The organism is Halomonas sp. KHS3 (genome assembly GCF_000830495.1).
GTDB lineage: Bacteria > Pseudomonadota > Gammaproteobacteria > Pseudomonadales > Halomonadaceae > Vreelandella > Vreelandella titanicae.
Genome location: NZ_JWHY01000014.1, coordinates 1 through 15,391 on the forward strand (window position 1 = coordinate 1; position 15,391 = coordinate 15,391).

Annotated in this window: 17 protein-coding genes and 1 other RNA gene; 6 read left to right on the forward strand and 12 right to left on the reverse strand. The window is 54.8% G+C overall.

Annotated elements, in window-relative coordinates; translation table 11 throughout:
* From RO22_RS22085 to RO22_RS22120, 8 genes are all read right to left on the reverse strand, one after another.
* A partial coding sequence (locus RO22_RS22085; RefSeq protein ID WP_041159449.1) for an HAD-IC family P-type ATPase occupies positions 1-1,176 on the reverse strand: 1,176 nt, incomplete at its 3' end.
* Positions 1,177-1,362: 186 nt separating this feature from the next.
* Positions 1,363-2,127, reverse strand: a complete 765-nt coding sequence (locus RO22_RS22090; RefSeq protein WP_041159412.1) for a copper resistance protein B — start codon at positions 2,125-2,127, stop codon at positions 1,363-1,365.
* A 9-nt stretch (positions 2,128-2,136) separates the two neighbouring features.
* On the reverse strand, positions 2,137-4,011 hold the full coding sequence (locus RO22_RS22095; RefSeq protein WP_041159413.1) for a copper resistance system multicopper oxidase: 1,875 nt from the start codon (positions 4,009-4,011) through the stop codon (positions 2,137-2,139).
* Positions 4,012-4,079: 68 nt separating this feature from the next.
* Positions 4,080-5,414, reverse strand: coding sequence for an ATP-binding protein (locus RO22_RS22100; RefSeq protein ID WP_027958227.1), 1,335 nt, complete (start codon positions 5,412-5,414; stop codon positions 4,080-4,082).
* Positions 5,401-6,066 (reverse strand): response regulator transcription factor, encoded by a 666-nt coding sequence (locus RO22_RS22105; RefSeq protein WP_041159414.1) that lies wholly within the window; start codon positions 6,064-6,066, stop codon positions 5,401-5,403. Before RO22_RS22105 ends, RO22_RS22100 begins: the two co-directional genes overlap by 14 nt.
* A 14-nt stretch (positions 6,067-6,080) precedes the next feature.
* Positions 6,081-6,578, reverse strand: a complete 498-nt coding sequence (locus tag RO22_RS22110) for a plastocyanin/azurin family copper-binding protein (protein ID WP_027958229.1) — start codon at positions 6,576-6,578, stop codon at positions 6,081-6,083.
* A 260-nt stretch (positions 6,579-6,838) separates the two neighbouring features.
* Complete coding sequence (locus RO22_RS22115) at positions 6,839-7,696, reverse strand: copper resistance D family protein (RefSeq protein ID WP_235270542.1); 858 nt, start codon at positions 7,694-7,696, stop codon at positions 6,839-6,841.
* 51 nt (positions 7,697-7,747) lie between these two features.
* Positions 7,748-8,119, reverse strand: coding sequence for a copper resistance protein CopC (locus RO22_RS22120; protein WP_041159416.1), 372 nt, complete (start codon positions 8,117-8,119; stop codon positions 7,748-7,750).
* Positions 8,120-8,564: 445 nt separating this feature from the next.
* Between RO22_RS22120 and RO22_RS22125 the strand changes: the two genes are divergently transcribed.
* Positions 8,565-9,116 (forward strand): Spy/CpxP family protein refolding chaperone, encoded by a 552-nt coding sequence (locus RO22_RS22125; RefSeq protein ID WP_052475747.1) that lies wholly within the window; start codon positions 8,565-8,567, stop codon positions 9,114-9,116.
* Between the two features lie 61 nt (positions 9,117-9,177).
* On the forward strand, positions 9,178-9,429 hold the full coding sequence (locus tag RO22_RS22130; protein ID WP_052475748.1) for a hypothetical protein: 252 nt from the start codon (positions 9,178-9,180) through the stop codon (positions 9,427-9,429).
* Positions 9,430-9,818: 389 nt separating this feature from the next.
* On the opposite strand, the gene ssrA is transcribed toward RO22_RS22130, so the two are convergent.
* Together ssrA and smpB are read right to left on the reverse strand one after the other, a co-directional pair.
* Positions 9,819-10,198: a transfer-messenger RNA gene (gene ssrA, locus RO22_RS24350) on the reverse strand.
* Positions 10,199-10,243: 45 nt separating this feature from the next.
* A complete protein-coding gene (gene smpB / locus RO22_RS22135) occupies positions 10,244-10,735 on the reverse strand; it encodes an SsrA-binding protein SmpB (RefSeq protein WP_008958772.1) in 492 nt (163 codons plus the stop codon).
* Between the two features lie 125 nt (positions 10,736-10,860).
* On the opposite strand from smpB, the gene RO22_RS22140 reads away from it, so the two are divergent.
* Both RO22_RS22140 and RO22_RS22145 read left to right on the forward strand, forming a co-directional pair.
* The gene (locus RO22_RS22140; protein WP_022520728.1) at positions 10,861-11,295 is read left to right on the forward strand and encodes a type II toxin-antitoxin system RatA family toxin; all 435 of its coding nucleotides are present in this window, start codon (positions 10,861-10,863) and stop codon (positions 11,293-11,295) included.
* Positions 11,285-11,602: an RnfH family protein gene (locus RO22_RS22145; RefSeq protein ID WP_022520727.1), complete on the forward strand. Its 318-nt coding sequence runs from the start codon at positions 11,285-11,287 to the stop codon at positions 11,600-11,602. The genes RO22_RS22140 and RO22_RS22145 overlap by 11 nt, the downstream gene beginning before the upstream one ends.
* 6 nt (positions 11,603-11,608) lie before the next feature.
* On the opposite strand, the gene bamE is transcribed toward RO22_RS22145, so the two are convergent.
* Positions 11,609-12,067 (reverse strand): outer membrane protein assembly factor BamE, encoded by a 459-nt coding sequence (bamE, locus tag RO22_RS22150; RefSeq protein WP_027958232.1) that lies wholly within the window; start codon positions 12,065-12,067, stop codon positions 11,609-11,611.
* Positions 12,068-12,139: 72 nt separating this feature from the next.
* On the opposite strand from bamE, the gene fur reads away from it, so the two are divergent.
* Entirely contained in the window at positions 12,140-12,592 is a 453-nt protein-coding gene (gene fur, locus RO22_RS22155) for a ferric iron uptake transcriptional regulator (RefSeq protein WP_007111850.1), read from the forward strand.
* A gap of 206 nt (positions 12,593-12,798) precedes the next feature.
* Here the strand turns inward: fur and recN are convergent, their stop codons facing one another.
* Positions 12,799-14,472 (reverse strand): DNA repair protein RecN, encoded by a 1,674-nt coding sequence (recN, locus tag RO22_RS22160; RefSeq protein WP_041159417.1) that lies wholly within the window; start codon positions 14,470-14,472, stop codon positions 12,799-12,801.
* Between the two features lie 210 nt (positions 14,473-14,682).
* Between recN and grpE the strand changes: the two genes are divergently transcribed.
* Positions 14,683-15,324 carry a nucleotide exchange factor GrpE gene (gene grpE, locus RO22_RS22165; protein ID WP_041159418.1) on the forward strand — a complete coding sequence of 214 codons (642 nt, stop codon included), beginning with the start codon at positions 14,683-14,685 and terminating at the stop codon, positions 15,322-15,324.
* Positions 15,325-15,391 lie beyond the last annotated feature (67 nt).

Sequence of the window (15,391 nt, forward strand, 5' to 3'; positions counted from 1 at the left end):
CAATGACCAGGCGATGAAAGCCACAACGGCAATGAGAATAACGACGGGTACAAAGATGCTGGCGACTTTGTCGGCAAGCCCTTGAATGGGTGCGCGGCTGCGCTGGGCGCTGGCGACCATTTGCACAATCTGCGACAGCATGGTGTCCTGGCCCACCTTGTCAGCGCGCATGACAAAGGATCCTTGACCATTGATACTGCCGCCAATGACGCCATCGCCGACTTCCTTTTTCACCGCTAGTGGTTCGCCGGTAACCATGGATTCGTCAACGTTGGAGCGACCTTCCATCACTTCGCCATCTAATGGCACCTTATCGCCGGGGCGCACCCGGAGACGGTCCCCTACCTGAACCTGGTCAAGGGAGATATCTTCCTCATTGCCCTGATCATCAAGGCGTCGAGCGGTAGCGGGCGCTAGGTCGAGCAGAGCGCGAATAGCGCCAGAGGTTTTTTCACGAGCGCGTAGCTCTAATACTTGTCCTAGTAAAACTAAAACGACAATCACTGCTGCCGCTTCAAAATAAACGGCCACCGAGCCATCGGCTTGACGAAAGGCATCGGGAAAGATGCCCGGAGTGAGGGTGGCCAGCAAACTGTAGATCAATGCGGTGCCGGTACCTATCGCGATTAGCGTGAACATATTAAGGCTGCGATGCACTAGCGAACGCCATCCGCGTACAAAGAATGGCCAACCTGCCCAGACGACTACCGGCGTTGCCAGCAGCAGTTGAATCCAGTTAGAGGTTTGCTGGGAAATAAAATGCATAAGGCCAAACACGTGGCCACCCATTTCTAGGGCAAACACGGGCAGGGTCAATACTAGGCCGATCCAGAAGCGCCTGGTCATGTCCTTGAGTTCGTCTGAAGGGCCGGTGTCAGCAGAGACGGTCTCAGGTTCCAACGCCATGCCGCAGATTGGGCAGTCGCCTGGCCCTTCTCGTCGAACTTCTGGGTGCATCGGGCAAGTATAAATAGAACCCGAGGGTACTGACGCTTGTGACTGTTTGCTTGGCTCAAGATACGCATCAGGCTTGGCAACAAACTTTTCCTGACACTTTTCTGAGCAGAAGTACCATGTTTTACCCGCGTGATTGGCACGGTGGTGAGTAGCATGGGGATCAACGTCCATGCCACAAACAGGGTCTTTCACTTTTGTCTCGGCATGGTCTTCAGACATCGTTCATTCCCCCGGTTTGGCGAACAAGGCGCACGACCTCGTGCTCTTTTAAGTTCTAATAGCTCTAATAGTCTAGAACTCATGTGCAGCCTTTAAGTCAAATATGTGGCATGGCAGGTGTTTGTATCAGCCTACCAAGAGGTGTTGTGTCTGGCGATTACACGGTGGATGTAGCAAAAATCCCACCTAAAACATTACCCTGACACCCGCAACCACGCCGGTGTCTTCGCTACTAACCCCACTAGCTCGAGTAAGGTCGGCGGTATCGCCATACTCTTTTACCCAGTAAGCGCCCACGTACGGAGCGAAGCGGCGGGTGACCTCGTAGCCGAGACGCATCCCCACACGCACTGAGTTGAGCCCCTCGCCCACACCAAACTCCTCGACTTCACTGGCAGCAACGGCAATTTCAGTACGTGGTTGAAGATAAAGGCGTTGTGTCAGGCGCAGGTCGTATTCGCCCTCAAAGCTGGCGGCTAGATCGCCGTCATCGCTCAGCTGTAGGGCGACATCGGTTTCGATGCCGTAGGGCATCACGCCTTGCAGGCCCACCACAGCATAGGTTCGCTCGGCGTGGTCATCGGAAAATACGCCACCCTGATAACCCACGCCGCCCTGTAACTCCCAAAAGTCGGCAACCAGGCGGCTGTAGAGCAGTTCAAGGGATTCGAACTCGGCATCCTCGCCGTCGCCCTGGACGTTCTCGCCTTCCGACTTAAGGTATACACGATTAATATCACCGCCGTACCAGCCTTGAAAGTCCCAAACAACGGCCTCTTCGCCGTTGTCGGGCACGCTATATTCAAGGCGATCAAAGAGCGCCATCCCCATATTGTGTTCCATCATCGGGGCTGGCCAATCATTCGGCGCGTCGTAACCATCTTCCGCCTGGGCAGCGGTGGTCATGGCAAACGCTAAGCTAATGCCAGTGAAGTAGAACTTGGCTTTCATACTGCCTCCTTAAGAAACCTGAACAACGCGGAACATGCCAGCATCCATGTGATAAAGCAGATGGCAATGGAAGGCCCAACTGCCTTCGGCATCTGCCGTGATCAGCGCCGAAACCCGCTCGCCGGGCTTAACATTCAGGGTGTGTTTACGCGGAATCAGCTCACCCTGACCGTTTTCCAGCTCCATCCACATGCCGTGTAGGTGAATGGGGTGTTCCATCATGGTGTCGTTGATCAGTATTAGGCGCAGCCGCTCGTCTTTCTCGAAGTGAATTGGCCCAGTTACTTCGCTAAACTTCTTGCCGTCGAACGACCACATGTAGCGTTCCATGTTGCCGGTGAGGTGCAGTTCAAGCTCGCGTCTGGGCTCGCGGCGGTCGGGCCATGGCGTGAAGGCCTTCAAGTCTCGGTAAACCAGAACACGACGCTCATCGGGGTCAATGCCTATGCCCACTTGACCATAGCGTGAGCCCGGCTGGGCGTCGCCAGCTGCCAACATACCGCTTGCGAGCATGTTGCGCTGCTCTCCGGCCATGCCATTGGAGTGATCCATGTTGTTCATACCCGACATATCCGAATGGTCTATTCCCTCCATGTTGGAATGATCCATACCCTCCATATTTGACATAGCCGAGTGATCCATTTCTTCCATGCTGGCGTGGTCCATCCCCTGCATGTTCGACATGCCCGAATGGTCCATTCCTTCCATAGTGGAATGATCCATGCTGGTCATGCCGTGGGCACCCATGGCTTCCATACCGCGGTCAGCAATTTGGCGACGGTCCGGAATCTCCGCCTGCATGCCTTCGCGCGGGGCTAAAGTGGCGCGAGCGTAGCCGCTGCGATCCATGGATTCGGCGAAGATGGTGTAGGCCTGATCGTCTTCGGGTGACACCAAAACGTCGTAGGTTTCGGCAACGCCGATTCGGAACTCATCGACAGGTACGGGCTGAACCGGTTGGCCGTCGGCGGCCACTACGGTCATTTTGAGGCCGGGTATACGTACATCAAAGTAGGACATCGCCGAGCCGTTGATCACTCGCAGTCGTACACGTTCGCCCGGCTTGAACAGCGCGCTCCAGTTTTCCTCAGGGGAATGGCCGTTGAGTAGGTAGGTGTAGGTGCTGCCAGTGACATCCGCGATGTCCCGCGAACTCATACGCATTTTGGCCCACATGCCGCGCATCTCGGCGGTGGGGGCCAAGCCGTTTTGCCGTACATCGGCGAAGAAATCGGCAACCGTGCGTTCCTGGAAGTTGTAGTAGCCCTCCATGGTTTTCAGGTTGCGAAACATCGACATGGGGTCTTCAAAGGTCCAGTCGGTGAGCAGTATCACGTGCTCGCGGTCATAGCGGAAGGTTTCGCGCTCGGCGGCGTCGATAATCAGCGGCCCCACGTGGCCTAGCTGCTCCTGCATGCCGGAGTGGCTGTGATACCAGTAGGTGCCATTCTGGCGCACAGGGAAACGGTAGGTGAAGGTTTCACCGGGCGCAATGCCAGCAAAGCTTACCCCTGGTACCCCATCCATTTCCGGGGGCAGAATTAAGCCGTGCCAGTGAATGGAGGTGGACTCATCGAGCAGATTGGTGACGCGCAGCACTGCGTCCTGGCCTTCCTTCAGGCGAATCAACGGGCCGGGGCTGGTGCCGTTGATACTAAAAGTGCTCGCTTCCTGGCCATCAATCGGAATGGATTCACGCCGGATGGCCAGCGATACCACCGGGCCTTCTTCCACGCCTTTGGAATAGACGTTTGTACGCCCCCAGGGGTTGGCCCAGGCGGGGCTTAAGCCTATTGCTGCGGCGGAACCTAACCCTAGCGCCGCGCCGCCTTTCAACACCTGGCGACGTGAGAGTGGGTGGGTGATGATGTTCGAACGCGTCATATAAAGCTCCCATCGCTGATGAATATCATCATCTTGGGGGAGCAAGCTGAATCAACGCTGAAAAACAGTTAAGCGGATGTCACTGCCGTTAATGGGAGCGTGGTGATAACCCGCAGACCACCCAGTGGGCTGCGCTCAAACTGGCAGTGACCGTGATAGCGTTCTACCAGCTGCGTCAAAATAGCAAGCCCCAGGCCGTAACCGGGATGGCGTTCATCCAGCCGAGTGCCACGCTCACCTAAACGAGGTATGTCGCTTTCCGCGACGCCGGGACCGTCATCATCAACAGTTAGCATGAGCGTTTGTGGCGTAACGTTGATATGGCAACAAATCTCTTGTTTGGCCCATTTGCCAGCGTTATCCAGCACAATGCCCAATATTTCGGAGTAATCGTGGGCATCAATAGGGACCTGGTCACGCTGATTAATTGCCTGCGTTAGTTCGAACGCCTGCTGAGGGTAGAGACTACGGAACATGCTCATTAGGCGTTGACTGTCGCGGATGAGGTGGGTCAAACGCCCCGCATGAGGGCCTGCGATACGCGCACGGCGAAGCTCGGCATCCAATTGTACGTTGATATCTTCTAGCCGCATCAGAAGCTTATGGCGGCGGCTGTCGTCAATTGGCCGGCTGCCCCTGAGCACTTGGGTGATCGCCGCCAACGGTGTTTTAAGCGCATGAGAAAGGTTGGCAACTGACTCCCGTGAGCGTTGCAAACGTAGGTCGATGTCATCCATAAAGCGATTGAGCTGCGCGACCAAGCCATCTAGCTCGGCGGGCGCGTTCAGAGAGAGTCGCTGACGCTCGCCTGCTTGCAGGGCTTCAAGCTGATCACGCAACTGCCACAGGGGCTGCAAACCACGGTTAACGGCCAACATGTTGAGCGCGACCAGAACCGAAAGTAAGCCTGCAGCAATACCGCCTACCCACCAGTGCAACGTGGCTAGCCCATTTTCTACCTGAGAAAAATCCTCACCAATCAGCAATACGCCGGTGCTGTCCTGCCACTCGAAATGCTGGCGATACACCAGCAAATGGCGCTTGCCACGCTTGACCTCGATGAGCGCATTACCTTCTTCGTTCAGTAACATTGCGAGCTGTCTCTGCCACTCTGGGTCTGAGGCGCTGGTCTCACCATTGAGACGTAGTACGTAAAGGTGATGAAATACTTGGTAAGTTTTGCTAGTCGAGACGAGCGATATGGGCATTGCCAACCGGTCATTTTCTAACTGTGATACAGCATGTACGGCTTCACGCTTGAGGCGTTCACCAAGAAAATCCTTAGCAAGCTTTTGCAGAAACACGCCGTGCAGCAACCATGTCAAGCCAACAACCAGCAACGCGACGCCGCCCAGCCAAGCTAGTAGACGAAACCGTAAGCTGCGTTTATCAACGTGAAACAAAAATATACCCCTGGCCGCGGCGCGTCTGGATGATCGACTTGCCAAGGTAACGGCGCAGACGCGCCACGTATACCTCAACAAGGTTAGGTGCGGCGGCGTCTTGCTCCAACGCGTAAAGCTGTTCTAGCAGTCGCTCCTTGGAGTGAATGCGATCGGGGTGAAGCATCAGGTAACGCAGTAGCCGAAACTCGGTGGCAGTAAGCGAACGCCATGCTGATTCTTCGCTGCAAACACGTTGGCTCGCTTCATCCAAGGAGACACCGTTGAGAGTGATGACTTGGGATAGCTGGCCAGACCGCCTGCGCAGTAGTGCCTTTAGGCGTGCCATCAGTTCGGCTTCGTGAAAGGGTTTAGTGAGGTAGTCGTCGGCCCCGGTTTCCAAGCCAACTACCTTGTCTTCCCACGTATCGCGCGCGGTGAGTATCAAAACAGGAGTAGTACGTTTTTGTTTACGCCACTGGGTGAGTAGTTCAAGCCCCGAGCCATCGGGTAACCCAATATCTAGGATGACAAGCTCGTACTCTTCGGTTGCCATAAACGACGCAGCCGCCTTGACAGAGGCGGCTACATCGACGAGGTAACCGTTGTCTTTCAGACTTTCAGCTAGGCTCTCGGCTAACAGGTCATCATCTTCCAGAAACAACAGTTTCATAAGCTGATATCGCGTTAAAAGTTAATATCACCATACATTCCTGATTCATAATGACCAGGGATATTGCAGGCGTACTCCAGACTGTCAACATCTGAGGAAGCCGTCCATACCAGCGTTTTGGTTTCACCTCCCCCGATGGTGATAGACGGCATTTGCCCGCCATGCGCACCTTCCGCCATGTCGTGTCCGCCATGACCTTCACCATGACCACCACTCATTTCTTGCATCATCTTACGGTGCTCTTCCTGGGCGGCTTTATCACCTATCACGAACTCATGCTCAAGATTACCGGTGTTGGAAATTTCAAATTTAATGGTCTCACCGGCGGTAACTTGGATATCTTCAGGATCAAACCACATATCGCCTGCTTCAAAGCTAATAGTGCGATCAACATCGGCAGAGCTCGCGTCATTGAGAGAACCATCATGTTCGCCCGCTGCCCAAGAGGTGGACCCCATAACACAGAGTGATATTGTCAGTAGACTGTAGGTCAGGTAGGTCTTGCGCATCATGTTTACCTCTTAGTGGTGTACCTAAGCGTTATAGCGTACCAACCTGAAATGAGCCTGAACCTCATGTCATTGAGTGTTAGTTGCCTTAGGACACCTTCACTACAGCGGTGAGCTCGCTGCGGATTAGTGTCACGTCCATCGCCTCAATGACCTGTCGTGCATCGCTTGCAGCGCGCGGATGGTATCGGCCTTGCCTTCCGGAGAGCGTTGCTTATAGCTATTAAGCTGGACGCTTAACTAACCAGGGGGATGTCCTTTCCTTAACCATTCGGTGATGTGACCCTTGTCAGCACCGCAGTGATCAGCAGTATAACTGCGACCAGTACCATCTCCAGAGCAATACTGCGCTGTAAACGTCGTGGGGCTGTAGCGTCGCCGCTCTCAAAGGCCGGTACAAGTCGGCACTTGTTCGCGGCAGCAAATAACAGTAGCACCGCGACAATCAATACCTTGCCGATCAAGAGCTGTCCATATGCCGTGGTGAGCAGCGGCGTGAGACCGCCCGTAAGCAGCGTGGCCAAAGTGACGCCCGTCAGCACCAACAAGCCAACCCCGCCCATGGCGATTTGCCCGAAACGAGTCAGAATGCGGGCGCTATTGCCCTGGTTGTGACGTCGCCCCACTAAGTGGAACAGCGGCCACAGTGAGGCCACCCAGAATGCCGCTGCCATCAAGTGAAAGATCAGCAAACCAGACAGGACGAGGCGTGGGGTGTTCACTGTATGTCCCACCTGCACGAACGCTAACATCACCAGTAACACGCCTACTAGGCTCAAGCTATTGGCTGTTTTCGAGAGTAGTAAGTTATTGAGCTGAATCGCCTGGACCAGCAGCAAGCCAGTAACGGCCAGTATCAGCCGCGTCCCGGGCGCACCCTCGAACACGATCCCGAGCAGCATCGGGTTGGTTGCAGCAGCCACATTGCCGCCCCCAAGGTATCCGGCTTGCAAAGGCCACTGGAACAGAACCAGGGTAACCCCCGACCAAGCAGCGAAGACACCCATGCGGACAACGCGCCTCCGGTCGTGATCAGGGAGTTGCGGAAACGCTAGGCGAAACAGCACGGCTCCCGTTGCGACTAGGGCGCTAAGATAAACCCCGGCCGCCACGAGGATCATCGTGACGATCCAGACGTCGAGGCTATTTACGGAGAGCCACCAGGCCACGGGTCAGGGCTCGATCGAGAAGTTAAAACCGTCGGACATCATGTGCCCGTCATCCGATAGGCCTCGCCAATGCACCTGATAGTTCCCAGCCGAAAGAACTTCACCGGGCTTTACGAAGTAGCGTTCGACCTGTTCACTACCTGGCTGACCATCAAGGGGAACTGAGCCATTCGGGCCTGTCACCTCAAACTGGGTGATGCGCATCACGTCACCAAACTCAATGCCAATTTTCGCAGGGGAGTCCTGAACGGTGTCACCATCCTTAGGCGAAGTGCTTGTGCGGCCTTCATGGGCGAGTGCCGGGATTGCTAGCGAAATCAACAGTGTTGCTAAGGTAGCGTGAACGATCGGGAGAGATCTCGTCTTCTTTTGCATGCCGATTCCTTATATGTTTTTTCAGGGTTGAATGGATGCCGTTTCTTCATCGCGGAGGCGCTAAAACTGATTCGGTTGAGCCTTCAGAGGCCGTTCATTCGTCCTGTTTGGCGAACAAGGCACATAGCTTCGTGCCCTTTGGGAGCTAAGAGAGCGTCCAGGAACACTTTGGCTTCAGGGGTTTCCGCCTCTTGGGCGGTGAGGTATTTGAGCAGGCATTTGGACGCGCTCTTCTTCATGGAAGTGGCTCAGTTTTATAACGTGCCAACCTGAAACAGGGCTGAAAACGGCGGGAAAAATGACTTGTGACAACATTTAGGTATTGGGATTGGTTTCCCCTTTACCTTTGGGCTACCTATAGGTTGTAGGCTTATAACGTAAGCTAACTCCGCCTTCTTCTGTAGGAAAAGGCGATGTCTCGACCAGCAACATGAGAGGAAATATCATGGTTAAGCACAAGGTGATTTTTGCCCTTGGTCTGGCTGCAAGCCTCAGTGTCACAAGCAGCGTCATCTTCGCTCAAGGTATGAACCAAGGCGCCCAAGGTCAAGGCAATATGATGGGCGGCCAAGGCGGTATGGGTTCGGGCATGATGATGGGCAGTCAAGAAGGCATGTACCCAGGAATGATGATGGGAGGGCAAAGTGGGATGATGCCTTGTCCAATGATGGGAGGTATAGGGACTATGTCCGGCATGGTCGGTATGCTCGACGAGCAGCAGATGAGTACCATGCGTGAGATGCGTCAGGAACACCGCGCGGCCCAATTTGAGCGGATGGGCGAAATGATGAACCTTCGCGACGACATGGTGCAAATCATGCAGGCTGAGCGACCAGAGCCAGAGGAAGTAAAGGCGCTGCATGCCCAAATGGCCAACCTTCATGGCGATATGATGGCTGATAATGTGCGCATGCATAATCAGATGCAGGACTTACTAACCGATGAGCAGCGTGAACAGATGAGGGGAAGCATGCGCAGCTACCATGGCCCGCAATAAGCCTTGGTGATGAAGTGAACTTCACCTCACGCCGGGTGAGGGCACCGAGTACAAACTGACAATGGAAGAAGGCGCTGTCGCGACATTCGCTTGGACCTCCGTTGGTGGGCCACTTAATTTCGACACCCACTGTGACGGAAATGGCAACTCGATCAGCGATGAGAAAGGGCGTGGTTTGCCCAAAGACGAAGGCGCACGTGAAGCTGACTTCACCGGTAACCAAGGTTGGTTCTTTCATAATCGCAATGATAACGACGTGACCGTGGTGTTGCGTGTTAGAGGGGACTATGGGGAGCTGAATAAGGTTTTCTAAAGCAGTGGCCTCTAGCGCTCTCCTGAGGGCTAGAGGTTTTCCTCCCATCAGCGTTGTTAAAATGATGGGTAAGCGTTTACAAAATTAGGTGAGATAGTAATTAATGGGTTATCTGAATTAATAATATTTAGGCTTATATGCGAAAAAACTGAAAGTCTTCTTTTGGCCGAAGCGGGTGCAGCCAGGGCTTAAGCGAATTGGCTTTGGCAGTCTTCCTTCCGAGGACCAACGCCAAACAGTGGGTCGTGACACCCCGTAACGCTACGCATCCGTATTTTTCGTACTGAGATAATAGGAATCCAGCAGGAAGGCACCGGTTTTACTTTGGATGGTATTTGGGATGGGAAAACAAAAAAAGCACCCGTAGGTGCTTGATTTGCATAGTAAGGTGGTGGAGGCGGCGGGAATTGAACCCGCGTCCGCCAGCACGCGCCTATTGGCTCTACATGCTTAGATTTCGTCATTTGATTTAACGCAACTGACTCCGACGATCAGGATTCAGCCACGCGAGTCTTCTAAAGTTTAGCGCTTGGCGAGAAGACACCACCAAACGCGATCCTATCAGCTTTAGCTCGTATCCCCTCAGCGATGAATAGGCACATCACCTTGGGGCCAGACAAGAAGCTAACAGTGTTTAAGCTGCTAGCGCGCCTTGAGCGTAGTTTTCGTCATTTGCGACTATTTTTCGTGATGTGGGATTTACGAGATACATCACGCTCTCGGCATGCACCGCAAGGGTTGTCACCGGCGTCGAAACCATGTCGCCCCCTTATTTCAGTTGAGCATTCTAACGTGCTCACACCTGATTGACCAGTTATGCCTTGTTATGTTCCCGCATAATTCGACCTTTTTGGCGGCTCCAGTCGCGATCTTTTTCTGTTGCGCGTTTGTCATGCAGCTGTTTACCGGTCACTAGCGCCAGCTCGCACTTCACTTTATTGCGTTTCCAGTAAAGCTTGAGGGGCACACAGGTGTGGCCTTTGTCCTGGGTGATCGAAAAGATTTTGGCGATCTCTTTGCGATGCAGCAGCAGTTTGCGGGTGCGCGTCGGGTCAGCAATCTCGTGTGTGCTCGCAGTATTCAGCGGCATGATATGACTACCCAGCAGAAACGCTTCGCCGTTACGAACCAAAATATAGGTATCGGTGAGCTGAGCCTTACCGGCGCGCAGACTCTTCACTTCCCAGCCAGCGAGCGATAGCCCCGCCTCGAAGGTCTCATCGATATGGTACTCAAACCGTGCCTTCTTGTTTTGGGCAATAACGCTGCTACCGGGGCCCTTACTGTTACCTTTCTTAGTGGCCATGGAACCTCATAATTAATCTGTCAGTGGCTTCCCCTTCGTTATTTGGGGAGGCGTGATACCATTTAGGGTCTGAAAAATGTTTCCCATGATACGCTTTGGGCACTGTGAAGTCAGCGGAGAGGTCAATGCCAACCGTCAATCGTTCCGCCTTAGTGCGGCACACCCCCCAGAAAATGTTCGATCTGGTTAACGACTTCGAACGCTACCCGGAGTTTTTGCCAGGCTGCCGCCAGGCGCGTTTGCTCGAACATGATGATGTGCATCTGATCGGCGAAATGACCCTGGGTCGCGCCGGTGTTGAGCAAACCATCACCACGCGCAACGAACTTTTTGCGCCCGAGCGTATTGAACTATCGCTGGTAAAAGGGCCGTTCAAGCGGCTTAAAGGTCGCTGGCTGTTTATCCCCATGGGGGAGGATGCCTGCAAGGTGAGCCTTGAGATGGAGTTTGAGTTCGCCAACCGGCTGCTCAGTATGGCGTTCGGCAAACTCTTTCAGCAAATCGCTGGCCAGCTAGTCGATGCCTTTACCAAGCGCGCAAACGAGCTGTATGGGCGCTGAAGCGCTTGCGGTTGAGGTAGCCTTCGCGTTGCCTTCCAAACAGCGCATAGTGGCTCTGCGCGTGCCTGAGGGCACTACGGCACGTCAGGCCGTTGCCTTGGCCGATTTGCCCACGCTCTTTCCTGATGTGCCCGGCGAAACCTTTGCTCAGGCGCCGCTGGGCATTTTCGGTAAAGCGCTACGTGAACCCGATACCCATCTATTACGCGACGGGGATCGGGTCGAAGTTTACCGGCCGTTGGCGATCGACCCCAAGGCCGCTCGCCTAGAGCGCGCTAAGCGTCAAGCGAGCGACCCGAAGCGTTAACCGCTTTTAAGGCTGTTGAACAGGCTGTGTGCCCTCAGGTGGCCGCGTCTGGGTGCTCTCTGTAGGGAGGGCATCCATTGGATCAACGCCTTCCGTTGCAGGCCCCATGCTGCTATCGCCTTCAAGCGGTAGCTCTTTGGATAGATCCCCTTCTTGCTCAATGTTCACCAGGCGGCCCTGGGGATCGAAGGTGAGCGTTACGCGACGTTGCTCTACATCGCCATACGCTTTATCTAAACGAAACACATAATCCCACTGGCTGGCGTCAAAGGGCGCTTCCAGCAATGGCCTGCCCATTACGTAAGTCACCTGCTCTTGGGTCATGCCTGGCTGAAGCTGGCTGACCATTTCCTGAGTGACTAGGTTGCCTTGGGGAATATCGCGCTTGTACACGCCTACGTAGCTGCAGCCGCTAATGACAGTAAGGGCAACGGAGAGCGTGATGATTTGAGTCAATTTTTGCATTTGGGCCTATTCTTCACTATCGTGGTTTCGGTTGATCATACCCGACCTAACCAGTTACTGCGAAGAGCGACCATGGCCGATCAGAACCATGAATTGCGCAAAGCCGGTCTAAAAGTGACCCTGCCGCGCGTCAAGATACTTCAAATTCTCGAAAATGTTTCGGGTCAGCACCACCTTAGCGCGGAAGAAGTGTACAAAACACTGATTGATGCGGGCGAAGATGTTGGCTTGGCAACCGTATACCGCGTATTGACTCAGTTCGAGTCAGCGGGCTTGGTAATTCGTCATAATTTCGACGGAGGCCATGCGGTATTCGAGATGACCCAAGAGGATCACCATGACCACATGGTGTGCCTTGAAAGCGGCGAAATCATTGAGTTCGTTGATGAAATCATTGAACGCCGTCAGCAAGAAATCGCTGAAGAGCACGGCTACGAACTAGTGGATCATGCTCTGGTGCTCTATGTACGTCCGCGCGGTTCCGACGTGACGCGCCAGGACAGCGGGCCGACGAACAAGAAATAGTGTTCGTAGGTCGCTGTTAGTCGCAGACCGTTAATCGCGGTTCGAAATATAAGCGCCCCTGAGCCATTTGGCCGAATTCCTGGTTAGCAGAAGCTGTTAACTGAATTCGCCAAGTGGATCAGGGGCGTTTGTTTTGCTGTGTGCAGATGTGCTGTATAGCTGTGCGCTATAGAAATGCACAGAAACGGCGCAGGGCGCCCGCTCAATCAGTGCGGCGGGCGTTGGCTGGCGTGCAGCATCTCCCGAGCGTGGGCGAGGGTTTGGTCAGAAAGCGTGACACCGCCCAGCATGCGCGCCAGTTCGCTGATGCGGCCCTGTTCGTCGAGTAGCGCCATCTGGGTCAGCGTTGTATCGCGCTTCGCCTGTTTCTCGATATGCAGGTGCTGGTGCGCCTGTGCTGCCACCTGGGGTAGGTGGGTCACGGTCATGACCTGGCCGTTTTCGCCCAGTTTGCGCAGTAGTTGGCCAACGATCTCTGCGGTGGCCCCCGAGATACCCACATCCACTTCGTCAAACACCAGACTGGGCACGGTTGAGTGCGTCGCCGCGACCACTTGAATCGCCAGGCTAATCCGCGACAATTCACCGCCGGAGGCGACTTTGGTCAATGGGCGAGCGGGCTGGCCAGGGTTGGCGCTAATCAAAAACTGCACGCGATCAAGGCCTTCAGGGGAGGGCGCGTCTTTAGCGGTGACCTCCACTTCAAAACGGGCTTTGCCCATGGCCAAAAAGCCCAGTTGCTGCTGCACCTCTTTACCCAAGCGAAGTGCGGCTTTTTGACGGCTCTCGCTGAGTTTTTTCGCCTCTTGGCGATAGTCTTCGCGTAGCTCGACGACCCGCGCACTGAGTGCCTCCAGGTCATTGCCACCCTCTTCTAACTGCGCGACTTCCCGCTGTAGGTCAGCATGCAGGGCGCATAGCTCATCAGGAGCAACGTGGTGCTTGCGGGCAATCCGATGGACGTCGGTCATACGCTCTTCAACCCAGGCGAGCCGCTCAGGGTCTAATTCGGTGGTGCTGGCGAGGCGATTGAGTTCGCTGGAGGCCTCTTCCACTTGAATGCGCGCATCGCTCAGCATGGCAAGCGTGTTCGCCAGGGTGCCTTTGTCGCTACCTGGCAGGGCGCTTAAGTGGGTGAACGCTTGGTTGAGCAAAGAGAGTGCGCCGCCCTCGTCACTGGCGCAGCAGTCGGCGGCAAACTGGGTTTCGCGCAGGGTCTCTTCCGCGTGAGCCAGGGTGTGCTGCTCTTCCTCTAACGTGGCTAATTCACCTTCCGCTAAACCGAGCTGATCCAGCTCTTCTACTTGGTAACGCAGCAACTGCCGTTTGGCCTCAACTTCACTGCCTTCTTCGCTTAGCTTCTTCAGCTGCCGACGCGCACTGCGCCACTCGCGGAACGTTTCAGCTAATTGAGTGGTGGCATCGTTTAGGCCTGCGTAATCGTCCAGCAGGGCAAGGTGGGTCTCTTCGCGCATCAGCGCATGGTGAGCATGCTGTCCATGAATTTGAATCAGCTGCTCGCCGAGGGATTTTAGATCCGAGATAGTCGCGGGTTGGCCGTTAATCCAGGCTTTGGAACGGCCGTTGGCGGTGACCACACGGCGCAGCAAGCATTCCTCAGCGGGGAGCTCCCGCGCCGTTAGCCACTCGATGGCGGCGGGCAGGTGTTGAATGTCGAAGCGTGCGGAGAGGTCCGTACGCTCGCGGCCGTGACGCACGCTTCCGGCGTCGGCACGCTCGCCCAGGCAGAGCCCAAGGGCGCCTAACAGGATCGATTTGCCCGCGCCGGTTTCCCCGGTAATCGCGGTCATACCGCCGGTCAAGTCGAGTTCTAAGTGATCGACAATGGCGAAATCTTGAATAGCTAGCTGAGTAAGCATGGCGCCTCCTGAGGCGGTACAGCATAGAAGCTGGATACTTATCCAATAGTTGTTGATTTATACAGTAGTTAATAACTCACTTCAATGCACCTCTTGAGATGGAATTTATGGCCCCCATATAGCGTGCATGATCAGTCAAAGCTAGTGACTTAAAGCTTACTTCTTTGCGCGCCGCCCGCGTGGCCGCGCTCTACTTTTTAGGAGCACAACATGGCGAAAGAACCGCAAACACCAATGGACGATGAGCTGGCCCGCCACGAGCAAGACGCCGATGGCGCCGAGCAAGCAGCTGAGAAGGTTGCTGAAGAGCGCTTGATGGAGGGCGAACTGGAAGGATTGATCAATGACGAAGAGGCGCTAGAGGACAGCGTCGACAACCCGGAAGCGGAAATGCTGGCAGCCCAAGTAGGTGAGTTAGAGCAGAGCTTGGCCGAAGCCAAGGATCAAGCCCTTCGCGCCGCCGCTGAAGCGCAAAACGTGCGCCGTCGTGCGGAGCAGGAAGCGGAAAAAGCCCGCAAGTTTGCCCTGGAGAAGTTCGTTAAAGAGCTGCTGCCAGTGGTAGATAGCCTGGAAAAAGCGCTTGAGACCATGGAAGAGGGTGCATCGGAAGTTCATCGTGAAGGTGTTTCCATGACCTTGAAAATGCAGCTGGATGTACTCAACAAGTTCGGCGTTGAAAGCATTGAACCCCATGGTGAACCCTTCGACCCGCAAGTGCACGAAGCCATGACCATGGTGCCTAACTCGGATCTCGAACCGAACACCGTGATGGACGTTATGCAGAAAGGCTATTTACTCAATGGACGCTTGGTGCGCCCAGCGATGGTTGTAGTGAGTAAAAAAGCCGATTAAGCCACTGGCGGCACAGAGTTTGAAAAAAGTGTGTGAAAAAAAGCCCTTGAAATGTCAGCGGCGGCCC